Origin of the sequence: Planktothrix sp. FACHB-1365, assembly GCF_014697575.1 — a bacterium.
Taxonomy (GTDB): domain Bacteria; phylum Cyanobacteriota; class Cyanobacteriia; order Cyanobacteriales; family Microcoleaceae; genus Planktothrix.
Genome location: NZ_JACJSC010000017.1, coordinates 19,748 through 42,471, shown reverse-complemented (window position 1 = coordinate 42,471; position 22,724 = coordinate 19,748). Strand labels below are relative to the sequence as shown.

The window sequence follows — 22,724 nt, the reverse complement described above, 5'->3', positions numbered from 1 at the left end:
CACTCGTTTTCACGCACTTCCTCCCCTGCCTTTCTTGCTCCCTAGGATTTTTCTGAAGCATCAACCCGGAAACGTTCCACTGAAGTTAGGAGATCTCGCGCCACACCTACCAGTTTGGTTAATGCACTGGAGACTCCTTGGGCTTCTTGGGACGTTTCTTGGGCGCTATGTTCAACGGCTCGCATCACCTGGGCGACAGCACGAGCCGTTTCGTTTTGTTCCACCGTATCCGCCGTAATGGAACGCACCAGAACGTCAATCCGGTTCGTCACTTGGATAATGTCATCCAAAGCCCGTTTCGCTTGTTCAGCCAGACGAGTCCCTTCAATCACCTGTTGATGACCTTGAGACATCGCCATCATCACCGTATTAGTCTGGCTTTGGATTTGCATCACGATTTGTTCGATATCTTTTAAAGATTTCGCTGACTTATCCGCCAACTGTCGAACTTCATCGGCAACAATCGCAAACCCCTTACCCGCTTCCCCAGCCCGTGCCGCCTCAATACTGGCGTTTAACGCAAGTAAGTTGGTGCGGGAAGCAATCTGAGAAATAATTGCCACAATTTTAGAAATTTCTTGAGAAGATTCCCCTAACCGCTTGACTTCTCGACTGGTTTCTGCCACCGTTTCCCGAATTTTGAGAATCCCGGCTACGGTCATTTGTACCGCTTCCCCCCCTTTAGTTGCTACCGCCGCCGCCGAACGAGCAACTTCTTCGGCTTCCCTCGCGCTTTCAGCCACCCGTTGAATCGCATCAGTCAGCACCTGTACCGAGTTTAACGTCGCAGCCAGTTCCTCCGCCTGTCGGAAGGCATCTCCCGCCACATCTTTCGCAAACGTCGCACTATCCGTTGCCCCCTTACTCACCTGACGGGCGGCTTGTTTCACCTGAACCACAATTTCCCGCAGGTTTTGGATGGTTAAGTTAAAGGAGTCGGCTACGGCCCCTAAAACATTAGCAGTAACCTCCGCAGTCACCGTTAAATCTCCCCGCGCCGCCCCTTCCACATCATCCAAGAGCCGAATCACCTGACGATGTAAATCATCTCTGGCATCTTCTTGTTCCTTGGCTTTGCGTTGGGCTTCTCGCGTAATATTTTGAATAAATTGAGCCGCATGGTTGAACTTGGCAGACATTCTCCCAAACTCATCCTCAGCAAAAATCGTAGCCCGGGCATCTAAATTGCCTTTACTAATCGCATCAAATTGAGCTTGTAAATCGTCTGTGGCTTTGGTAATTTGTTGGGCCGTAATCCGACCCAATCCCCAGGCGGTGATAAAACTTGTAGCTCCGGCAACAGTGGTCATAAACCAACCCGTAACCCTTAGATAATCCACTAATTCCCGTTTGTTATCTAAGGCAGCAGTGCGGGTAGCAACATTAGTCGCCGTTGCAACAAATATCAACGTTACCAGTCCCGTTCCGAGGGCCGTGTAAAAAGGTTTGCGGTTGAGGGAAGCATTTTCTAAAAAAGAGAATGGCCCTTGATCAGACGCAACCACCGTATCCATCACATCCCCCAAATCGGGACTTAAGGTAGTAACAGCCGATGCAGTATAAGCACTATTAAAAATCTCATCATCCCGAATCGACGAACTATCACTATCGAGGGTGCTATTGTTGTAGGTCGCGCTCGGAAACTTACTATCTAAATTACCAAAGTCTGAATCAACATATAGATCATTATCCCCACCAGCCGCCATATCAAAATCGGCAACATCATCAAACTCTTCAAAACTATCTAAGAAATCGTTTTCCACGGTTTGGGGAGCCTTGCCATTAGAAGAACGACCATTGAGATCTGTCATCTCCGGCGTTATATCAAAGGAGTCCCCAAAAGTATCCTCATTTACAGGTTCGAGATCAAAACTATCAGGAATATCCGTAGCATCAAAAACAATATCATCTTCCTCCTCAGCCCTATCCAACGCCCCATAAGCCGAGGATGGGGTAGCTTCACCCCGGGTATTAGAAAAATATGACGGATTCATCCTGTTATTGGTCAACAGGGTTTCCTCTTCGTTGCTTTCTTCTGTATCCAAAACATTAAAGTTCGCCGTCATGTTAGAAGGGTCAGGGGGTAAGGGAACAGAATCATCAGCATCATCAACGAAGGGTTCCACAGGAAATGTAAAACCAGACAGATCGGGGTCAAACTCCTCCTCTTCCTCTGGCTCAAATAAGGGAGTTGACCCACCCGACATCATCCCATTGGAGGATACCGGATCGGGGTTAACGAACTCCCCGGATGAATCTATCTCTTCTAGGGGGGCAAAAATATCATCGAGTTCTTCTTCAAAACTCATGGGGGTAGCGGCAGGAGATGAAGGAAAAGGGGTTTGGGGCTTAGAGTCGGGAGTCTCCATCAATTCCTCGTCTTCCTCATCTCCCCCGGTTCCCCCAAACTCTCCTTCATCTTCTAAGTCATCGAGGTCAAGGAACTGAGTCGGTTGATGTAGATAATCCATCTCTGACTCATCCAGAGTTTCCTGGGAATTGAGTGAATGCAGGTCATCCTCAGTGCTGGGGTTTGAGGAATCGAGAAGATCGAATTGGTCATCCTCGGAGGAAAATAAATCCCCGGTTAACTGTTCAAGATCACTAACACTCACCTCATCGGTGGCTAAGGGGGTTCTGGGTTGTGATTCATCTTCTTCTAGTGTAAACGGATCATCCTCGAATTGGGTCAGGGAACCCTGCTCATCCAAGGGATTTAAAATTTCTGTTCCTTCCTCTAAATCATCCTCTAAGGCAAAGGGATTATCGGCTGTAAAGCTGAGGGGAGATTGGCTACCATTAGAGTGTAAATAGTCTTGATTATCCCCGAGATGTTCTAACCCCCTTTCATCGATCCCATCATCGAGATCAGGAATTGATAAGTTTAATTCGGAGTCCTCTAATCCTTGAAAATCAAAGTGATCTTCGGTTCCGCTAAAATCCTTCAGGTCTATCTCAGGGTTTGACCCATTGATCAAATTGCCATTGCCTTGCCGATGGGAATCATCAGGAAGGGATTCTAAATCATTTAATAAATTCATTGAGGAGGTGCCATTGGCGAAACCATTGGTTTCTTCGGCGACCCACTGTAAATCTTGAGTTAAATCAACTTCGGTAGAATCAATTTCTTCATCGAGAAGGGCATTAAAAACCGCTTGGGAATCAGGGTTCTCGTTCAACTCACCTGAAGGCTCGGCGAGTTCGTATTGGTCAGTATCGGCTAAAGCTTGATGGGCTTGTTCGAGTAATTCCGCATCACTGGTCAAATTTAAGACCGCCATATACTGATCACGAGCCACATCATATTGCTGTAACCCATAGCCATAGATATGACCGCATAAAAGACGGGCGGACGGATCTTCTGGATAATCTTCCACCAGTTGATAAACCAGCGCCGCCGCTTCTTCGTAATTTCCCTGACAGTATGCTTCCTCCGTTTGCTGATATTCTTGTAGGAAGTCTGTGCTTGTTGCCATGAGCGATTCCCCTTTTGATTTTAAAGTTTAGTGTGGTATGGCTTAAACGTTAAGAGTTCAATGTAAGAAAGGTTTAACTTAAACAGTTTTATAATCAATTGATGCTGGGCAGGCTGTGACATTTTAGGCTATGAACCTTGAGTTGGCTAGATCACGTTGCCCAACGAGCCGATCGCAAAATTGCTACTTGGTCTAAGAGTCGCAGAACGTTCCCTGTATTTGCCAATTGCCATTCTCCTTTAATAAAAGGAGCCATACTATCACTGACTTGAGTGGGCATTTGCATTTTATCAGGGTCAAGCCATGCCATATCATTGAGAGCATCAACCGCTAACCCTAATATAATGTCTTGGTCTTCTACCGCAATAACATGGATCTCTGTGCGGTCTGTATTCAAGGGAGTGCTATCCCCTAAAAATTGACCTAAATCAGCCACCCAAATCACCCGACCTCGAAGGTTGAAGGTTCCCAGTAATAGAGGGGAAACGTTAGGAATGGGCGTCATCCGGTCTGGAGATTGAAACAGTACCTCTCGAATTCCGATGGCAGGAAGGGCAAATTCATTGCCTGAAGGCACAAAAAACCGGAGGTGGGGCTCCCCTTCGGGAGTTTCCAACTCTTGAAATTCTGGGCCATCTGTTCCTTGCCCGGTTAAAAAATCTGGGTTTCCAACCATTATTGTTTACCCCTACCCTCTAAGCAATTGTTTAACGGTTCCGACTAATTCCGTCGGCTGGAACGGTTTAGCGATATAAGCATCTGCCCCCTGTTTCATTCCCCAATAGCGATCAAATTCTTCCCCTTTAGAAGAACACATCACAATGGCAATATTGCGGGTTTTGGGATCGGATTTGAGGCGACGACAAAGTTCATAACCATTCATCCGAGGCATGACAATATCGAGCACCATTAAATCGGGGCAGCTTTTTTGGACTTGTTCTAATGCTTCTACACCATCACTGGCGACACTGACTTGTAAGCCACTATCTTTGAGAAGATTAGAAATCATCTCCCGTTGGGTGACACTATCTTCTACCACCATAACTTTATTCATCTTTCTTCTCCCTGGGAAACTCCCGAATTATTGATAATCCGGTTAGGGGTAAGAGTCCAAGGAATAAGGGGTTTATGCTGCTGCATTAGAAATTTATCGTAAAGTGTCAACTAAACCTTTGCGCCTCAAAAGAGGTTATTCTTTCTGGCATACCTGTTGGCATTACAGGACAGAGGCTATTTCTATGTTCTCAAAGACCCAATCATCGGGTATTTAATTGAAGGGCGAATCGGCGGCAGGGTTTTGCATCGGATCGCTCCGGGTTTGTTTAGTTGTCAATCCCATCGGCAGGGTTATGATCACTTAGTTTTTTTAACATCTTGTTTAATTTCAAGTATAGTTCCCGAATCTATAAACCCATAGAGTCAGGTTTTACAGGATTGTGTATCTTGTCAGCCAGAGTCCTATTTAATTATACAAATCTTTGACCGCCTGGATTGATCCAGTCTGGGGTTTTCTACGGGGGAGAGTTAAAGGGTTTCTAACTCACTCATGAACTCCTCTTCTAATTTAGACTCTTTAGCTGTATTCGTGAGTTTCCCTGGCCCAATATAAGTTTCCACTAAGGTTAATAACTCAGCATCGCCAAACGGTTTTGTTAAGTAGTTGGTGGCTCGAATCATTCGAGCTTTGAGGCGATCAATAAATCCATCAATTCCCGTTAACATGACAATGGGAGTTTGACGAAAGGCTGTCGAATTTCGTAACATAGCACAGATTTCATAACCATTTAATTCAGGCATGGCAATATCACACAAAATTAAATCGGGTTTGAGTTGAAACACTAAACTCAATGCTTTTAAAGGATTGCCAATGGCAGTTGCTTCATAGCCATGTTCTTTTAAAATAAATTCAACCGTTTGCCGAATCACCAGATCATCATCAATACAGACAATTCGAGGGCTACGATTTCTATCGGTGAAGGGTTCTAGTGTGGTTAACGGATTTTCGGGATGGGGAGCTAATAGTTGTACTAATCCCTGTTGTACAAACGGATAAATGGCTTTTGTCACCATGACAATATCTCGATGTAAATGACGGGCAATTTGACGAATCGAGGTTTGGCCATCAGCCCAACGATTCAAGGTTTCAAACACTTGAGGTCGGACGGTCTCTTGTAATTTTGATCGATCCGTAATTAAGGGACATTGATTCGGGGAGGTAATATGGGGATGGAATTTTTTCCATTCTTGGACTTGTTTGAAAATATTGGCTAATAATGGGCTAATTTCTAAGGTGGTTAATTGGGGCGCTAAAGCAGATCCCATTTCAAAAATAAAAGCGCCTTGATGTAAACTCAGTAAATCAAATAAGGTTTCCTGAACCATACAATGAACAATATTACGAGCGATGGCTGGGGTAATCACTTGATGTTCAAGTAACACCCACAAGTACCCATACTCTGGAGCATTGACCGAAGCAATGGAGGGAACTTCTAACTCAGCGAGAACGGCTTCAGCTTTATAGCGTCGTAAATAATCGCGTAATCTCATCAGGCTGCCTTCGCTTTGACCTGCATAGATAATGCGACCGTTCCAAGAAAACACTAACCAACATTGTCCGGTTAAACGGCTGGGATGGCGTTCAATTTCAGTGGCCATCTGGGATGAACTGTAAGCTTCGACCATGAGTTCCCCTGTTCTCTGGCCAAGCTCAATCAGTTGCAAAATACTGCGAATATCAATTTCGTTTAAAGAGCCTTGCATTTAGCAAGTTGCCTCCTGCAAATGGGTTTGGGTTGAGGTACATCCTAGAGATGAAAAATAAGGCAGTATCGTGATGATCAAATCACGGCTTCCCTTATATTCTAGGGGAGACAGCCACTTATGCACCGGATAGTTAGGGATTAAGGATTAACTAACGGTATATTAGGCTTCAGGATTAACTGTTTACCTGCGACTCCCAGAAGGTTTTATGATTAAGACAGCGAACAAATAGTGCTTGAACACCTCAAGAGGATAAAGGGCCGATGCTCTATTTAGCGGAAGTACAAAAGCAGAGTAGCAAATTTGGTCTGGGCGGCGGTAGGACTGAACTCAAGCTATTGGCTTGTCAGCGAGGTGAAAACAATTGGAGTGCTGTACCCGGAGATGAAATCATCCTTGCTGATGATGCCAATAACTTTAAGGACGGAACGTTAGTCTTAGTGGATCTGAATACGGGTAAGCAGGTACAGCGCATCCAAGAAGCTGCCCGCCAACTCGTGGGAATTCTCCAAGATTTTTCTCGGTTGCAGGAAAAGTTTAAAACCCAACAGGAAGAAATTGAACAGTGGAAGGAGTCGTTGACTTACCAAAGTCAGGAATTAAATCGCCGGGAAATGGAAATGGAAGCCCGACGAGAACAGATGGAACAATTGGAGGAAGAATTAGAACGGCTGGAACAGCAACGTCAAGAAATTGAGCGTTCCCGAGATGAAAGTAACCATTTACGGTCTCAAATTGACCAGGCTCGTCAAGATATTGAAACTACTCGACAGCAGTTACGAGATCAACGCAAACAGCTTGAAGAACAACAAGCTCAATTACAGTCCTCTCCTTCCTTGAGTGCCGAACAATCTGAACTCCTCAATAACTTACTCAATCAATTGTCTAACCCTGTTGAAATTTCTCCGTTACAGACAAAACTCCATCAGTCCTTAGAACAAGTGACTGGGGCTGAGAGTTTACTGGCACAACATCAGCAACGATTACAAGAACAACGTTCTGAGGCTGAACGCCTTCAACAAACCCTAGAAACGACAACCAGCAGCATTAAACAGCAATGGCAACAGTGGCAGCAAGCGCAGGATCTGTTAATTCAAAATCGCTCTGAGTTAGCCTCCCAGCAACAGTTAGTCCAAACGAAACAGGACTATGCTCAAACGTTACAAACCTTGATCCAAAGCCGTCAAACTTTATTAGAACAGTTACAAGAGTTGGCTTCTCGTCAATCGGAGGATGAACCCGTCGCAGTGAGCGTGAAAGTGGATATCCAAGCATTGGAGGCGATGCCCTTAGAACAATTACAAGCGGAAGTCGAACAATTAAAACAGGAATGGGATCGCTGGTCTGGTTTTGTTAAAGACCAAGAGGAGGAATTAAAATACAAACTCGAAGAGATTGGGGAAATTCAAGAGGAACTCAAAACGGCAAACGATGGCGATCGAGAAAGTTTACAGACGAAATTAGCTGATGAACAAGATGCCTATCAAATGTTGAATGAAACATTGGTGGGTCAGCGCCGTACCTTAAAAGAACGGGAAGACCATAAAACTCAATATGAAGGGGTTTTAAATCGTCGTCGAGGTTTATCTCCGGCTACCGCAGGAGGGCCGACTGATTTGAAATCGGTGATTGCGAGTTTGGAAACCCAACAACGGGAACAACAACAGCAACTCCAAACTTTGGAAACGGAACTTCAACAATTGCGCTCTACCTTTGCCCAAAGAGAGACAGAGGTAAATGCTCAAGTTCAACAACAAGAACAAACCCGTCAACAGTTAGAAACTCAGGAGCAAAGTTGGATCGAACAACAACGCATGGTGGCTGAACTTTGGGGGCGGATTAATTTGTATCAGGAAATGTTACAACCTGTTCAAGATTCGTGGAATCAAGTTCGCCAGCAGTTGCAGGAAACAACGGCTCAACTGAATCAACTGTTAGATCTGTCCAACTCTCAAACCCAGGCAACAAGACAGTTACGGCAGGTTTTATCAGGAATCAGTAATCACTAATTACTATCAGATTTGATCAGTTATTAGTCAACAGGAAACAGTTTAGAAGCCTGGAGTTCATCAACAACTGATAACTGATAACTGATAACTGATAACTGATAACTGATAACTGATAACTGATAACTGATAACTGATAACTGATAACTGATAACTGATTATTCCTCTTCAAAGCCTGCATCGTCTTCTAAATCCAAGGTTTTGTTGTAGTCTTCGGATTCAATGGGGATACAAATTAAGTTATCGTCTTGAGTATAAACTAAGCCTTGTTGACGGAGTTTTCCCATCAGACGAGTTACGGTAACTCGTGTGGAACCGATGGCACTGCCGATTTGAGAGTGGGTTAATGACCAAGGTAAACAATAGCCTTTAAACCCATCTTCCCCGTTACTACTGGCATAATATTCCCCGTATTCTTCAATGAGTAAGGTTAAAAATCCTAAGAGTCGGTCAATGGTACGACGTTGACCCAATGTACTTAACCAAAGTAATTTCCGTTGATGTTGATACCGAAACGCATCGAGAACTTCCCGACGAAAATGGGGCCAATTATCTAAATCGTGCCAATACATCCATAACACCGTCGTATCATCGGCGTGGCTATAGGCTTGTAGGCTAAAGGGAGACTGCGCCACCAGTTCAAAGGGTTGACCTGCACCAACAAAACCGAGAAAGGCTTCATCTAAATTGCGATTCCGGGGTTTGGAATTGGGTTTACCCTTGGCATACTCCAGTTGAGCGCTACCGACTAATCGGACTGCACCCCGTTGGACTAAATACAGTAACCCTGGACGAGCCGGAATCCGCTCATCTTTGCTGAAACTGCGGCAACGGTAATGTTCCTGTGCCCAGTCTGTAATCCTCTGCCAGGTTAGGAAAGGTCGATTGGAATCGGTCGGAATAGGAGATGATTGCATCATGAGATCAGGTAATAAACAATTTTTAGTCAAAGGTCACGGCAAGATGCTTATACACCTCCACATCCGTCAAGTGTTGAATGGGTTCACAGAATTGCTCGCCTATCCTGAAGGTGTATTTTATACTTAAGAGAGAAGGGTTTAAGATCCTTTAACCAAAGTAACAAAAAACACATCTCTTTTGAGTAAACTCATCAACTATTTTAGACAATCAATTTCAAAAAATTCCGTCAGGGTATTGACTTAGTATGTTGATAATAGCCAATGTAAGCCTGTTTGGGATGGATTTAGAAGGTTATGCTTGCTTTGGCAAAGATGTTAGCGGTACAACTGGGAAAAAGTTTACAATTTCAAGGGATTGATACGGTTAATTCTCAGGAAATTCCCGTAAATCACATTAAACATAAGACTAAGATCACATACGGATCGGCGATCGCGCTGAAACTTTCATCCCGCTTGCATCAACCTCCTCTGGATCTGGCGGAGGCTATCTGTGTTAGCTTAAAGACCTTAAATACACAGGGTCAGTATGGTTTTGGGCAAATTCCTAGGGATGTGACGGTTTATCCCTTGTCGTCAGGAATGTTGCAATTTATCTTTACTGATAGGGGAATAGCGACTTGGTTAGAACAACTTCTTCGCCATCGGTGGGTACTAACTCCACTTCGGAATAGGGAAATTTCCCCGGATCAATTTGAGCTTCAATATAGTCATGCTCGCTGCTGTTCTTTATTAAGTTTGGCTCACCGGGAGCATTTAATTCAGTTAGAAGAACCGAATTTAAAAGCTGTATTACCTTTAAAAATTAGCGTTACTTCTCCCCCCATTCCTTGGTTAACGGCTCAAGGACAATTACAATTGACTCAAAGTTATGACTATCAACTTTTAATGCAATTGGTGAAGACTGTAGATGCTCTTTTTTTCCCTTTAAGTTCCCCCAATTGGCTAAAACTTGCTGCTCAATTAAGCCAAGATTTTCAACAGTTTTATCGTTACTGTCGAATTTGGGGAGAGGTTAAACAACAGACCCCGAAATTGGCTCAAGCGAGACTAGGTTTGGTTTTAATTACGCAAGTGATTCTCCAAATTTTATTAGAAGAAAAGTTAGGAATTATGGCTCCTTTTGAATTGTAAATTGTAAGCTTTTTAGGGCTAAGAGAAGAGAGATCTTCAGGATTTACTATATTTTTATCCTAAAAAATCGGTTAGAACTTCATCGGGTTCATCGTCATCATCATCATTGGTTAAAAGTTGAGCAAAGGTAGAATTAGGAATAATAGGAACTTCTGGAATAATTATTTTTTCAAGGCCTACTATTTTGGCTTCTAATTTAGCAACTTGATGTAATAAGGGTTCTAATGATTTAACTTTTTGCTGTAAAATTAATAAGTCTTGTTGAAGGTTTGAAGCATCTAAATTAGTGCAATTAGAAATTGATGAAGATTTAACTTTTTCTAAATACTGTTCGATAGCTTCTTGAACTAATTTGTCTACAGAATGTCCTATTTCTGCGGATAATTGATTCAATTGACTAGCCCATTCTTGGGGAATAGTGGTTTCTATTTTTATATTTTCTAAGCTCATAGATATTAATTATTTTTAATTAAAATTAACTCGAATCTATAGCAAGTCTACATCAGTTGTACATCAGACTTAAAATCCAATTCCTCGTAGGGGCGAGGCGCGCCTCGCCCCTACACTGGGATTTGTGTCCATTTTTTATGATTAATAATCCCGATGATTATGATTGTACAATCCATTTAGACTTGCTATATATAGGACAGAGACAATTTTATATTGTAACATATTTTTCCTCAAAAAAACATTTTTCAAACAATAATTAATATTAATAACCTAAATTTCATTAAGGGAGATTTGCTAACTCATTTTCCCCTGTAATTTTTAAAATAGTTATTTTCACAGGGGATAATTGCCTTTTAGTTATGTTCTGGATTTGGGAAAGTTCGCTTAAAGTCTTCAATTAATTCATCAATTTCTTCTAAGGCTTGATTAACATCAATTCTGAGGGTTCCTAAATTAGGTTTTTCTAACAACTTAACCAAGGATTCCCGTTTTTGCTCAATTAAAGCAACTCGTTCTCGAATTGTATTACTGTCCATGTTTAATTTCCTGCCTGAGTAAGTGAACGATCAATCTATTAATAATATAGCGATTATCGCTCAAAGTGGCAATTGAAAAAAATCATTGTTCAGATAAAAAATAGTGGGATTGTGGGGTTATATTCTATCATTCAATGTTGGCTATAAATAATTGTCGAGTCGCTAATCCCTTTTTCCTATCCCGTGTTCCCCCTTCCCCATTCGTAATTCGTAATTCGTAATTCGTAATTCGTAATTCCCTTTTAACGATTAGAAACAGCATAATGAACTAAAGCCGCCATGCGTTTTCTGAGGGTTTCTAATCCTAACGCTTTAGATGCAGAAATATAAACCGCTTGGGGATATTTTTCTTGTGCTAATCGTAAGGTATCACCATCAGTTTGATCAATTTTATTAAACGCTAATAATCCAGGGCCAGGAGTAACAGGCATTTCCCTTAAAATCTGCATCACCGACTCAATTTGACTTTCCCAAGCGGGATGGGATAAATCAACTAAATGAATTAACGCATCCGCATCGGTGACTTCCTCTAAGGTAGCGCGAAAGGCATCAATTAAAGGTGGGGGTAACTCATGAATAAATCCCACCGTATCCGTAATCACGACATTTAAAGGTTCCTCCGTCATGGTGTCAGGAATCTCTAAACGGCGAGTGGTGGGGTCAAGGGTCGCAAAGAGTTGGTCAGCCGTGTAGACTTCCGACTGGGTTAAAACATTTAATAACGTCGATTTTCCGGCGTTGGTATATCCGACTAAGGCTAACGTCGGGACTTCTCGAACTTGACGATTTTGCCGCAAACGAGAACGATGAGCTTGTAGTTGATTCACTTCCTGCTGTAACCGAGAAATGCGCCGTTGAATGGCTCGCCGTTCCGTTTCCAATTTCGTTTCCCCTGGCCCCCTGGTTCCAATTCCACCTCCTAACCGAGACATCGCCCGACCTCGACCCGTTAAGCGAGGTAAACTATATTCCAATTGGGCCAATTCCACTTGTAATTTACCAGCCCCCGACTGAGCCCGTTGAGCAAAAATATCGAGGATCACTTCAGTTCGGTCTACAACCCTGACCCCAATTTGGGTTTCCAGGTTACGAACTTGGGCGGGGGATAAGTCCCGGTCAAAAACAATTAAATTCGCGCCGATAGTTTGGGCGACGAGGGCGATTTCTTGGACTTTCCCTTCGCCGACAACGGTTTGGGGATGCGGTTGAGAACGCTTTTGGCGCAGGGTTTGTAACACTTTACCTCCGGCGGTATCGACTAAACGAATTAATTCCGCTAACCCATCTTCAAAACGTTGGGGTGAGATTTTTTCCGTTTTGACCCCAACTAAGAGGACTTTATCTTGACTAGAATCAACTTCACGGGCGACAAATTCCCGTTCAAATTCTGCCTCTAGGCCATTAACTAAATCCAGAAAGTCCTGTTGGGAAAGGGTATCCAAACTCATGGGCAAGGACAAATAATAGGGAATGGCAGAAAAACCATTATCAATGTGTTGATGATTTGCCGTGTCCATTTCTGGGACAAGGTGAGCGATATAGGTATCTTTGACATAACCTGTTTCACCTCCTCCTCGTCGTTGAAATCCACTTCCAGTTAAGGTTAGAACGGCGAGAACATCTAACCGTTGAATGGCCATTGCAGTGAGGGCTGATTCTTTGGGGGGTTCGGCGTTGGTTTGAGTGGCAATACAGCGAATCCCACTCAGTCGTCCATTGCCATAACGGGGCAGTTCTAAGGGGGGAATTTGGGTCTGGCGCGGGCTTCCGACTCCCACACGCATGACTTGTCCCCGACGGTTAATATAGGCGCACAGAGGTTGTTCGACTTCTGTACTAATGGCCGCCAGTCGCTGGGCAAATTCTGCGGTTGTAATGCGATCACCCGGTAATCTTTGATGATACAGGCTTTGCAACCGTTTAAGCTGACTGGGTTTTAGGCCTTGTAGTTGACCATAAATCGTTTCGATAGGCACGTTTAACCAGTTCCCTGGCCCTCCATAAACGATAGGGGTTGATTTGAGATCATGATAACGTTAATCACCCGTTATAGCGCTACCCACTCTTAGAACAGGGAACAGAGGGGAAAAGAAAATTGAGTTAGGTGTTAACAAACAAGAAATCCTCTGAGGTGATCAAGTCTGCTTCTATCCCTTCTAAAATAGCCAGAACTTGTTCCTCAAATTGGAGCAATGTATTGTTTCCATTCTGGGTAATCATCAAGTCTTCAAAAGGAATAAAATTAGCTAAATTTTCATTTAAAATTACCAGAATTTGATCTTGACTATCTTGAAAGTCAATTATTGTATTTTCACCTTGATTAACTTTAACAACAAAGAGATCACGTCCTGTTCCCCCTGCTAAAATATTGTTACCTTGATCCCCCAGTAAAGTATCATTACCTGCGCCACCAATCAGGCTATCATTATTTATACCCCCAAACAAAATATCATTTCCTTCGCCACCATTTAAGGTGTCTTTTCCTTCATTTCCCAACAGAAAATCATTTCCTTCGTCGCCACAGAGTAAATCTTCTTCTTCTCCTGAATTCGCTTCTATTTGTGAACCTAAACTTCCATAGAGTGTATCTTCCCCTTCACCGCCGCAAAGGGTATCATTTCCTTGATCACCCAATAGTAAATCATCACCTGCATCACCCGACATCAAATCATCATTTTTTCCGCCATACAACGTATCATTTCCCGCTTCTCCTGAGAGAGAATCATTAGCTTGATTTCCGAAACTTAAATCATTTCCTTCATTCCCGAATAATAAGTCTAGTCCATCTTCATTAGGATTAGATGGATCGTTAATTCCACCTAATAAGGTGTCATCTCCATTCCCTCCTAATAAAGTATCATTTTCTTCATCTCCCCAAATTTGATCATTTCCTTCGTCTCCCAAAATTAAATCATCTTCTTTTCCTCCATAGAGTGTGTCTTCTCCGACTTCACCGATTAATAAATCTGCGTTTTTATTTCCAAATAAAATATCGTTTTGTATGTCTCCAACCAGGGTATCTTGTCCATCTAAACCGATTAAAGTATCATTCCCACCAAAGCTTTGTAAAAAGTTATTTCCTTCTGTACCTAATAATTTTTCATCGGGTTCCTTACCTACAATTCTATCTATAGGTTGAGTTAAATTAACATCAGGAGGAGTCGGGAAAGAGGGACAAAGACAGTCTGGATCTTCTGGTTCTGGCGTTGGCGTTGGTGTGGGTGTAGGAGTGGGAGTCGGTGTAGGAGTGGGTTCTGGAGTGGGAGTCGGAGTAGGCGTGGGTTCTGGTGTAGGTTCGGGTGTTGGAGTCGGAGTGGGTGTAGGAGTGGGTTCTGGCGTGGGAGTCGGAGTCGGAGTGGGTGTAGGAGTGGGTTCTGGCGTGGGAGTCGGAGTCGGAGTAGGTGTAGGTTCTGGTTCGTCGTTATCGATAATTTCAACAATTGAACTATTTTGAGGATTAATGATTGTTCCAATACTTCCATTGGCTAGTGTTAATGTCAAACTTTCGTTCTCTTCGGGTAACGTATCATTATTAATGGGAATTGTTACGGTTTTAAAGGTTTCTCCCGATGCGAAATTAACTAAAATTGAAGTGTTATTAAAGTCTATTCCGGTGTCTAAGGTTGTTCCTCCGGTTGCTGTTCCATTGGTTAATTGAACCTCAATACTGGATGAACTTGCGGTATTTCCGATGCGATTAATTGTAATAGCTGAACCAACAACAGTTCCATCTTCATTTAGTTGATAATTTCCTTGAGAAAATTCAACTTGGGTTAAGGGGTTAACTTGTTGTCCCCCTGAAAACTCTGAGGTGCTGTTACTGGGGTCTGTAGCGGTAGCGGTAATAAATTTATTGTCAGTTTGAGAAGATAAAAAGCTTTGATCAAAGCTAATATTTCCCGTTGCATCAGTTGTGACGTTTGCAAACCCTAAAAATTGTTGACCTTCTCCGAATGTGGTGGGATCTAAAATATCATTAGCGAAAAATTCAACTCGAAAAGTTGTGTTAGGCGTACTATTTAAGCTTCCAGAAACGGTTGTATTAGTTCCATCGGAAACGGCTGAAGTAATAACTGGAAAATTTTGCAGGTTATTACTTCCAGTGTCCGTATCTCCCGCATCATTTGCTGTTGTTCCGGCTGTATTAATAGCAGGTGAACTTAAATCAATTCCTAATTCAATATTAGAGAAAATAGCATTCGATAAAATAGAATTTCCTGTACTGCCATTTCCAACAGATACTCCATCTCTACCATTAAAAGCGATCGCATTTCCTTCTCCTGTATTTGTTCCACCAATACGGGTATTGTTCCCCCCAAAAGCAATATTTATTCCTGCGTTTGTATTTCCTAACAAACTCACCCCATCAATTTGAGTCCCAATAAAGTTACCAATAATTTGATAATTGGGTGCAGAAATATCAATCCCATTTTCTCCATTTCCAGAAATCAAATTTCGTTCTGTTGGCGTTGTACCCCCAATAATTCCATTAACCGGAAACCCATCTGTACTAATTCCATTCTCTGTATTAGGAATTGCAACAGTTCCCGTAAAATCTGTCCCAATAAAGTTTCCTAAAATTCGAGTTTCAGAGGAAGCTAAACCCAGATCGATTCCATTTCCATTATTTCCAGAAATTAAATTTCCAGATCCAGCAACAGTTCCTCCAATAATATTATTAGGTGCTGCCAATAAACTGATACCATCAGCAGCGTTTCCTAAATCTGCAATTCCGTTAATATTTACCCCTATATAGTTTCCTAAAACTTGGTTATTGGTGGCATTAAATTGAATACTAACTCCTGAACTATTATTACCTGAAATAATATTTCGTTCATCAAGAATAGTTCCACCAATTCTATTATTCGTTGCAGATTGGGCAATTATAATTCCGGTTTCACTATTGCCTAAAGTTGCGATTCCATCAATATCTGTTCCAACGAGATTTCCGGTAACAATATTATTATTGGCATTGCTACTCCCAATTAAGATTCCATCGCCAATATTTCCTGAAATTAAGTTATCTTGAATGAGATGCTCGGAACTTTCAATCCTTACGCCTGCTACTGACCCATTTCCTAAAGCAATTTTACCCGTAATATCCGTTCCAATTAAGTTGGCAATGACTTGATTATTGCTTCCAGTTTGGAGGAAAATACCACTAGAACCATTACCTGAAATTAAATTGGCTTCACCAACTGCGGTTCCGCCAATAATTGTATTAGACGCATTAGATGAGATTAAAATTCCATCAAAAGTATTACGAACTGCAACGGTTCCAGTAATATCTGTACCAATATAGTTTCCTAAAATTCGATTACCAATGGTATCAATTCCACTAATATTAATTCCATTAAAGCCATTTCCAGAAATAATATTGCGATCGCTTGCTGTGGTTCCTCCAATAATATTATTAGGCGCATTTTCAATGACAATACCCCCACCTGAATTTGCTAAAGCTGCATTTCCTGTAATAGTTGTGCCGATAAAGTTTCCTAAAATTTGATTATTGGTAGCGGTATTTCCTTCGATACGGATTCCCACTGCCGAAGTGTTATTATTTCCCGAAATGAGATTATCTCGAATAATATTATTAGCAGAATTAAGAATAATAATTCCTGACCCATTTCCCCCTGGATCAACGGTTCCTGTAATATCGGTTCCCAGATAGTTATTTTCAATTTGATTGGCGTTACTATTGTTAATTAAAATGGCTGCATTACTAAATCCAGCACGATTAATGACAAACCCTCGAATAATGCTATTTTCTCCGGCTGTAATTTCTATAACTCCATCATCTAATCCTGCTGCATTAGTGCCATTAATTTCAATAATCGGAGTACCTGTAAATCCGGTTTGAGTAGTCGCATCAATAACAACTGAATCTGTGATTGCAGGTAATCTGGATAATGGTAGAATTGTAAAGGAATTAGTCGTTGCATTAAATCCGGGATCGCTATTGGGAATATTAAAATCAATTCGATCTGCTCCAGGGGTTATATTTGCAACAGTAATTGCTTCTCGGAGTGTAGTAATGCCATTGCTTATATCATTATCATTCGTATCCCCTGTACTATTAACAATAAAAGTCGCTAAAATAGAAGGATAACTTTGAAGTGCTTCTGGGTTAAACGGTAAATTAACGTTAAGATTGCCAAGGGTAAATTCAAAATCCCAATTTCCCCCTAAGATTTTGTTTCCGGTTAAGCTTGTTGAAGCTGCTATTTTTGTAGCCGTAATTTGATGTAATTGTTTAATAAAAGTTTGACCTTTTTCTCCTTGAGCAAGATGACAGCCATAGAGAATTAAAGAATCGACAGCAGAAAAGCTTTGTTTTAAAAGTTGATGGTAGTTTTCTAAGTTTTCTAAATCAAGTTGACTTTTGGCAAACTTTAAACAACCTGAAGCACCATGACTAATTAGATGAACTTCTTGAATCTCCCGTCTTTGTCGTAGATAATCTGCAACTTGTTGAATACTATCTTGACTATTATTAAGTTGGACAACTTCTACTGATTCAAAAACATTTTTAATTAAATATTCACAGTTATTAATTGCCGAATCAATAAAAACACAGATCTTCATAGAGCATTTCCTACTTGAACAACCGCTTATAGTTTCCATTTATTTCGATAGGAATTTAACCCGTATTCTGTTATAACGGGTGAGATTTCCAATCAGTTTCTAACATTAATCGTTCTACATGACGAGGTAAGATGGTCTTGGCAATGCCTTGCTTGATGATCTCCAACAGCAGTTCTCGTGATGTCCAATGACTGAATCTTTTATTCCTAATTCTCCGGCTTCTGATTGATTCTACCAAAGAAGATTACATTAGTAGTGCAATCATGGACTCACAGCCATTCCTCCTGCTACTCACAGGGGTACAGCTAGAGTCGGGGACTCCTGCTGTTTGAGTTGAATTTTGATCTGGGTAGAAGAGGAGGGTGGGGTATTAAAGCTTGATGGTTGACAGTTCGGGTCAGAAAAGTCTATTCTTTTCCTTTTGGTGAGTTACTAAATTTTATTGAAACTTTCTATGACCTATTGTTTGGGTATTATTACCAATACTGGCTTAGTGATTGCGGCGGACTCGCGCACAAATGCTGGGGTTGATTATATTTCTACCTATCGGAAATTATTCGATTTTTCTAAATCAGGTGAGCGCGTAATTCTATTATGTACGGCGGGAAATCTCTCCATCACCCAGGGAATTGTCAGCGAATTAGATCGGGATCTCAAAACCCAGGAAGAGATTAATTTACATACTCTCCCTTCTATGTATGAAGTCGCTCGATATATTGGATCAAAACTCAGAAAAATTCAAGAACTGGATGAAAAATGGCTAAAAAAAGACGGAATTGAGCCTCAATGTTCAATGCTATTAGGGGGGCAAATCAAGGGACAAGATCCGGCTTTATTTTTAATTTATAGCCAAGGTAATTTTATTCATGCCACGAGAGAAACACCATTTTTGCAAATAGGAGAAACTAAATATGGTAAACCCATTTTAGATCGAACATTGAGCTTTAATACCCATTTAGAAGCAGCAGCTAAATGTGCATTACTCTCAATTGATTCTACCATGAAATCTAATATTTCTGTAGGGCCTCCCATTAATTTAGTGTTATATGAAAAAGATACTTTAGAGGTCAAAAATTGGTTAAAACTACGCTTGGGTGATCCCTATTTAGCAGAAATTCGTAAACTCTGGGAAGAGTGCCTCAAACAAGGATTTAATAATATCCCTAATATTAATTGGCAGCATCGAACTAGCGACACCTCGGAGGATATTTTAATTGATTAGATCTTTTTTAGAGATTATTTGTTGTATAGGATACGGTTAAACTCTCGAAGTTATCCTATCTTTTGATTGAGGTGGATCGTTAAATAAATCCGCTAAATTTAGACTTATGCGTAATTTTAAATTCACGCATCTTGTTGAGACAGAAATCTGTCCATTTTGCCGTTCAAAATCCTCAAAAAAATGATGTTAAATTCTGGTCAAATCTACTGTTTTCGCGCAAGTTGGGAACTTTCAAGCCCTATTCGAGAACATACACTCCCAGATTGGTTATCAGTGGGCTCAAATTGGCAAGGATACACCATTTGGACTGTTCCTTGGATTGCAGATGTTGCTAGGGTACTGGGTGCATTAGACATAGAAGATTCCCCGGACGGTTGGAAATCTTATCTGGAAAGCTTAGGGTTTCAAAACGTCACCCCAGTTTTCGGAGAAGATTTATTTGAAGATCAACTGTATTCAATTTAAGTCTATTAAACACGCATTTTAATTAAGGAAAGAACTAATCAATTACCCACAAGCCCTTTTGACGCCATTTTTGTTCTAAAAGGGCTTGTTCTAAGTCAGTGGTCTGAATCCAACCTTCAGTCACTAACAGTTCTCCTAATCTTAAATGACAAACTCCTTGAACGGTAATGGCTTGTTCAAGTTGTATTGAGGAAATTAAACCTCTACGCATCAAAATTTCGCCGAGTTTCATGAGCTTACACCTGTAGGAAGGTTAACAGATGGGCCCTGATGGTTTGAAATTTCTGAAAATTGTAGTTATTAAATTTTAGCTCTATTATGATCTAGGTTGCAAATCAGGATTTCTAGTCAATGGGAGTTAACATTAAATGAAAATCGGAATAATCGGAACCGGGTTAATGGGGTTTCCGATGGCGCAACGACTGTTAGAAGCTGGATATCAACTCATTGTGTATAATCGCACAACCTCTAAAGTCGAACCGTTAAGGGAAGCAGGGGCGACAGTAGCCGGAACGCCTCAAGGTTTAATTGCTACCAGTGATTGTATTTTATTAATGTTAACGAATCAAGACGCCATTGAGTCGGTTTTGTTCCGTTCAGAATTTCAATCGTTTTTATCGGGAAAAACAGTGATTTCAATGGGAACAATTTCGCCAACGGATAGTAAAACGATTCAAAAAGACATTCTGAAAGCAGGAGGAGACTATTTAGAAGCGCCTGTTTTGGGGAGTATTCCTGAAGCGAAAGCCGGAACATTACAAATTATGGTAGGTTCTACAGAGGCGCAATTTGATCAATGGTTGAATTTGTTAAAATGCTTAGGCGAACCGAAATATATTGGAGAAGTCGGAAGTGCGGCTGCGTTAAAATTAGCCTTAAATCAATTAATTGCTTCCTTAACAACGGCTTTCGCCTTAAGTTTAAATTTTGTTCAACAGCAAGGAGTTGATATCGAATTATTTATGGATATTTTACGCAACAGTGCGTTATATGCTCCCACCTTTGATAAAAAATTACAACGGATGTTAGAAGAAAATTATGAAAATCCCAATTTCCCCGTAAAACATCTATTAAAAGACACGAATTTGTTTCTACAAGAAGCGGTCAAAATGGGGTTAAATGCAAGTTCATTAGAAGGAGTAAAAGCAATATTAGAAACGACGCAAAAACTCGGAAAATCAAACGATGATTATTCCGCCCTATTTACGGCTATTAAACCTTCTTAACTCCAATTCATTGTAGTCAGGTGCGTCAGCGTGGATCGCACGCACCACCACAAACTTTCTTTGTAGCTGAAAACTTATAGGGTGTGTCAGTATTGCCACACGCACCAACTCAAACTGTATAGATCACTCTTATTGAAGTATTGATCAACAGAAAATAGCGCGTGTGCTTTGCTATAAGACGTTTTACAAGTACAATAGAGATTATAAAGTAGAGATCGCTCTTTCAAACTCACATTACCCAGAACCCTTGAAGACTCTGATACTCTACTGACCCCCAATAAGCTGCAATCAGAGTAATATTAAAATGGCTAAAATGTTTCCTCCAGACGGCCCATCTAATCCTAATTTATATGGGGAATCACAAGTATATCGTTTACTAGCTCAACTTGAAGATGATTTTTATATTTTTCAAGATCGATATTGGATTTTCAAAAATAAAGAAGGGTGTAGAACAGAAAGAGAAACTGATTTTTTATTAGTTCATCCCCAAAAAGGTTTATTAATTATTGAAGTTAAAGGTGGATCTCAATTTTCTTATGATGGTGAGCATGATCAGTGGAAATCAGGTGATCAACAATGTTATAGAAATCCCTATAAAAAACAATTAGCTAACTCAAAACAATTGCCTGTATACCTAAAAGAAAAGATACCTAGCCTAAAAACATTGTGGTTCACTTGCGGATATGCAATATGCTTTCCCCACAGTGACACTTTAGAGGGGGAGTTAGCTCCATATATGGAACAAGAAGTAACTTTATTGAGTTATGATCTTATTAATTTAGAGTTTAGAATTAATGAATTATATAGTCATTATACTAATCCTAAAGATTGTCCTCTTGGAAAGCAGAGAGTAGAAGAAATTAAAAATTTAATTACTCCTAAATGTGTATTTAAAAAATCTCTGAGTGCAAAACTAGAGGATGAAAAACAAACTATTATTCAGCTTACTAAAGAACAACAAGAAATTTTAGATGGTTTCTACAGAGCGAATCAACCCATACTTATTGAAGGGCCAGCAGGAACTGGAAAAACTCAACTTGCCATATCTCAGGCAATATCAGATATTCAATCCAATAAGTTTGTATTATTCATTACAAATTCTCAACAATCAAAATATTATATTAATCGTGAAATTATTCTAAATATTCAAGTCAATCATGATATTTTAACGATTTTAAATAGTGAAGAAATTGAAAGAGTTAATGATATTTTGAAAAACAAAAATAATGAAACAGAAATCAGAATAATTGTTGATGAAGCACAACAACTAGATGTAACTTTTTTAAGAACTTTAGCTAATTATTCAGACAAAATATTACATATTATTATTTTTAAAGATGATTCTCAAAAAACGAATAAGAATGATATACAGCAAATATTTAAATCCTCCAATTTCACTCTACAAAAAGTAATTAGAAATACCGTTGAAATTTTTGATTGTTACAAAGAATATATTAGTCCAACTTATAAAGTTAAAGATCCAGTTAGGAAATTTAAAGAAGTAATAGAAAATTTTTTTATTTCTGATGAGGATTTAATCGATGCTTTACAAGCTACGCTTATAAACATGACCAAGGATGAAAAAATTTGCCCAAAAAATATAACAATACTATTTTCTAAGCAACCTATTGAATATATTTTGAAATCTATACAATCATTTATTGAGTCATTATCATTTAAATTTAAGCAATTTTCCTTAGCTAGTCCAATTCATCCTCAAACAATTACTTGGTCAACTGTTTATGAGTTCCAAGGGTTAGAAAATCATATTATTTTATTAGTCGAATTAGACCCTGAACCTATTTCTGAGACAATTCGTTTGAGAAGATTAAGATACATTGGTAGATCCAGAGCTTGTAGTATATTACATCTATTTTTAAGAAAAGATATATCTTCAAATATTACCAATATTGCCGATATATTTTAATTTTAGGAAGTTGTCGGAAT

At 40.4% G+C, this 22,724-nt stretch carries 17 protein-coding genes; 7 read left to right on the top strand and 10 right to left on the bottom strand.

The window, feature by feature from the left end:
• Nucleotides 1–41: 41 nt before the first annotated feature.
• The 4 genes from H6G57_RS17780 to H6G57_RS17765 form a co-directional block, all read right to left on the bottom strand.
• Nucleotides 42–3,476 carry a methyl-accepting chemotaxis protein gene (locus tag H6G57_RS17780; RefSeq protein ID WP_190520900.1) on the bottom strand — a complete coding sequence of 1,145 codons (3,435 nt, stop codon included), beginning with the start codon at nucleotides 3,474–3,476 and terminating at the stop codon, nucleotides 42–44.
• 151 nt (nucleotides 3,477–3,627) lie between these two features.
• On the bottom strand, nucleotides 3,628–4,152 hold the full coding sequence (locus H6G57_RS17775) for a chemotaxis protein CheW (protein WP_190520898.1): 525 nt from the start codon (nucleotides 4,150–4,152) through the stop codon (nucleotides 3,628–3,630).
• A 12-nt stretch (nucleotides 4,153–4,164) separates the two neighbouring features.
• Entirely contained in the window at nucleotides 4,165–4,530 is a 366-nt protein-coding gene (locus H6G57_RS17770) for a response regulator transcription factor (protein WP_072718823.1), read from the bottom strand.
• Nucleotides 4,531–5,000: 470 nt separating this feature from the next.
• Nucleotides 5,001–6,236, bottom strand: coding sequence for a response regulator (locus H6G57_RS17765; protein ID WP_190520896.1), 1,236 nt, complete (start codon nucleotides 6,234–6,236; stop codon nucleotides 5,001–5,003).
• A 263-nt stretch (nucleotides 6,237–6,499) separates the two neighbouring features.
• Between H6G57_RS17765 and hmpF the strand changes: the two genes are divergently transcribed.
• The gene (gene hmpF, locus H6G57_RS17760) at nucleotides 6,500–8,245 is read left to right on the top strand and encodes a pilus motility taxis protein HmpF (RefSeq protein WP_190520894.1); all 1,746 of its coding nucleotides are present in this window, start codon (nucleotides 6,500–6,502) and stop codon (nucleotides 8,243–8,245) included.
• A gap of 155 nt (nucleotides 8,246–8,400) precedes the next feature.
• Here hmpF and H6G57_RS17755 read toward each other — a convergent pair whose 3' ends face one another.
• Complete coding sequence (locus H6G57_RS17755; RefSeq protein WP_190520991.1) at nucleotides 8,401–9,159, bottom strand: Crp/Fnr family transcriptional regulator; 759 nt, start codon at nucleotides 9,157–9,159, stop codon at nucleotides 8,401–8,403.
• A gap of 1 nt (nucleotide 9,160) precedes the next feature.
• Between H6G57_RS17755 and H6G57_RS29430 the strand changes: the two genes are divergently transcribed.
• Together H6G57_RS29430 and H6G57_RS17750 are read left to right on the top strand one after the other, a co-directional pair.
• The gene (locus tag H6G57_RS29430; RefSeq protein ID WP_255528381.1) at nucleotides 9,161–9,289 is read left to right on the top strand and encodes a hypothetical protein; all 129 of its coding nucleotides are present in this window, start codon (nucleotides 9,161–9,163) and stop codon (nucleotides 9,287–9,289) included.
• Nucleotides 9,290–9,456: 167 nt separating this feature from the next.
• Complete coding sequence (locus tag H6G57_RS17750; protein ID WP_190520892.1) at nucleotides 9,457–10,293, top strand: DALR anticodon-binding domain-containing protein; 837 nt, start codon at nucleotides 9,457–9,459, stop codon at nucleotides 10,291–10,293.
• A gap of 54 nt (nucleotides 10,294–10,347) precedes the next feature.
• Here the strand turns inward: H6G57_RS17750 and H6G57_RS17745 are convergent, their stop codons facing one another.
• The 4 genes from H6G57_RS17745 to H6G57_RS17730 form a co-directional block, all read right to left on the bottom strand.
• On the bottom strand, nucleotides 10,348–10,743 hold the full coding sequence (locus H6G57_RS17745; protein WP_190520890.1) for a hypothetical protein: 396 nt from the start codon (nucleotides 10,741–10,743) through the stop codon (nucleotides 10,348–10,350).
• 353 nt (nucleotides 10,744–11,096) lie between these two features.
• On the bottom strand, nucleotides 11,097–11,279 hold the full coding sequence (locus H6G57_RS17740) for a hypothetical protein (RefSeq protein WP_190520888.1): 183 nt from the start codon (nucleotides 11,277–11,279) through the stop codon (nucleotides 11,097–11,099).
• Nucleotides 11,280–11,521: 242 nt separating this feature from the next.
• A complete protein-coding gene (gene hflX, locus H6G57_RS17735) occupies nucleotides 11,522–13,063 on the bottom strand; it encodes a GTPase HflX (protein ID WP_242049011.1) in 1,542 nt (513 codons plus the stop codon).
• 316 nt (nucleotides 13,064–13,379) lie between these two features.
• Nucleotides 13,380–17,864 carry a DUF4347 domain-containing protein gene (locus H6G57_RS17730; RefSeq protein ID WP_190520884.1) on the bottom strand — a complete coding sequence of 1,495 codons (4,485 nt, stop codon included), beginning with the start codon at nucleotides 17,862–17,864 and terminating at the stop codon, nucleotides 13,380–13,382.
• A 454-nt stretch (nucleotides 17,865–18,318) separates the two neighbouring features.
• On the opposite strand from H6G57_RS17730, the gene H6G57_RS17725 reads away from it, so the two are divergent.
• Both H6G57_RS17725 and H6G57_RS17720 read left to right on the top strand, forming a co-directional pair.
• Nucleotides 18,319–19,086 (top strand): proteasome-type protease, encoded by a 768-nt coding sequence (locus H6G57_RS17725; protein WP_072719936.1) that lies wholly within the window; start codon nucleotides 18,319–18,321, stop codon nucleotides 19,084–19,086.
• A 180-nt stretch (nucleotides 19,087–19,266) separates the two neighbouring features.
• Entirely contained in the window at nucleotides 19,267–19,551 is a 285-nt protein-coding gene (locus H6G57_RS17720; RefSeq protein ID WP_242049010.1) for a hypothetical protein, read from the top strand.
• 34 nt (nucleotides 19,552–19,585) lie between these two features.
• On the opposite strand, the gene H6G57_RS17715 is transcribed toward H6G57_RS17720, so the two are convergent.
• Nucleotides 19,586–19,783: a hypothetical protein gene (locus H6G57_RS17715; protein WP_190520882.1), complete on the bottom strand. Its 198-nt coding sequence runs from the start codon at nucleotides 19,781–19,783 to the stop codon at nucleotides 19,586–19,588.
• 136 nt (nucleotides 19,784–19,919) lie between these two features.
• Here H6G57_RS17715 and H6G57_RS17710 point away from each other — a divergent pair, with 136 nt between their 5' ends.
• Entirely contained in the window at nucleotides 19,920–20,777 is an 858-nt protein-coding gene (locus H6G57_RS17710) for an NAD(P)-dependent oxidoreductase (RefSeq protein WP_190520880.1), read from the top strand.
• A 304-nt stretch (nucleotides 20,778–21,081) separates the two neighbouring features.
• The gene (locus tag H6G57_RS17705; RefSeq protein ID WP_190520878.1) at nucleotides 21,082–22,704 is read left to right on the top strand and encodes a nuclease-related domain-containing DEAD/DEAH box helicase; all 1,623 of its coding nucleotides are present in this window, start codon (nucleotides 21,082–21,084) and stop codon (nucleotides 22,702–22,704) included.
• The last annotated feature ends 20 nt before the right edge of the window (nucleotides 22,705–22,724 follow it).

Bases quoted from the DNA above. Each gene is read 5' to 3' on its own strand.
- H6G57_RS17780 (WP_190520900.1), bottom strand. From the start codon at position 3,476: ATGGCAACAAGCACAGACTTCCTACAAGAATATCAGCAAACGGAGGAA.
- H6G57_RS17775 (WP_190520898.1), bottom strand. From the start codon at position 4,152: ATGGTTGGAAACCCAGATTTTTTAACCGGGCAAGGAACAGATGGCCCA.
- H6G57_RS17770 (WP_072718823.1), bottom strand. From the start codon at position 4,530: ATGAATAAAGTTATGGTGGTAGAAGATAGTGTCACCCAACGGGAGATG.
- H6G57_RS17765 (WP_190520896.1), bottom strand. From the start codon at position 6,236: ATGCAAGGCTCTTTAAACGAAATTGATATTCGCAGTATTTTGCAACTG.
- hmpF (WP_190520894.1), top strand. From the start codon at position 6,500: ATGCTCTATTTAGCGGAAGTACAAAAGCAGAGTAGCAAATTTGGTCTG.
- H6G57_RS17755 (WP_190520991.1), bottom strand. From the start codon at position 9,159: ATGCAATCATCTCCTATTCCGACCGATTCCAATCGACCTTTCCTAACC.
- H6G57_RS29430 (WP_255528381.1), top strand. From the start codon at position 9,161: ATGAGATCAGGTAATAAACAATTTTTAGTCAAAGGTCACGGCAAGATG.
- H6G57_RS17750 (WP_190520892.1), top strand. From the start codon at position 9,457: ATGCTTGCTTTGGCAAAGATGTTAGCGGTACAACTGGGAAAAAGTTTA.
- H6G57_RS17745 (WP_190520890.1), bottom strand. From the start codon at position 10,743: ATGAGCTTAGAAAATATAAAAATAGAAACCACTATTCCCCAAGAATGG.
- H6G57_RS17740 (WP_190520888.1), bottom strand. From the start codon at position 11,279: ATGGACAGTAATACAATTCGAGAACGAGTTGCTTTAATTGAGCAAAAA.
- hflX (WP_242049011.1), bottom strand. From the start codon at position 13,063: ATGCGTGTGGGAGTCGGAAGCCCGCGCCAGACCCAAATTCCCCCCTTA.
- H6G57_RS17730 (WP_190520884.1), bottom strand. From the start codon at position 17,864: ATGAAGATCTGTGTTTTTATTGATTCGGCAATTAATAACTGTGAATAT.
- H6G57_RS17725 (WP_072719936.1), top strand. From the start codon at position 18,319: ATGACCTATTGTTTGGGTATTATTACCAATACTGGCTTAGTGATTGCG.
- H6G57_RS17720 (WP_242049010.1), top strand. From the start codon at position 19,267: ATGATGTTAAATTCTGGTCAAATCTACTGTTTTCGCGCAAGTTGGGAA.
- H6G57_RS17715 (WP_190520882.1), bottom strand. From the start codon at position 19,783: ATGAAACTCGGCGAAATTTTGATGCGTAGAGGTTTAATTTCCTCAATA.
- H6G57_RS17710 (WP_190520880.1), top strand. From the start codon at position 19,920: ATGAAAATCGGAATAATCGGAACCGGGTTAATGGGGTTTCCGATGGCG.
- H6G57_RS17705 (WP_190520878.1), top strand. From the start codon at position 21,082: ATGGCTAAAATGTTTCCTCCAGACGGCCCATCTAATCCTAATTTATAT.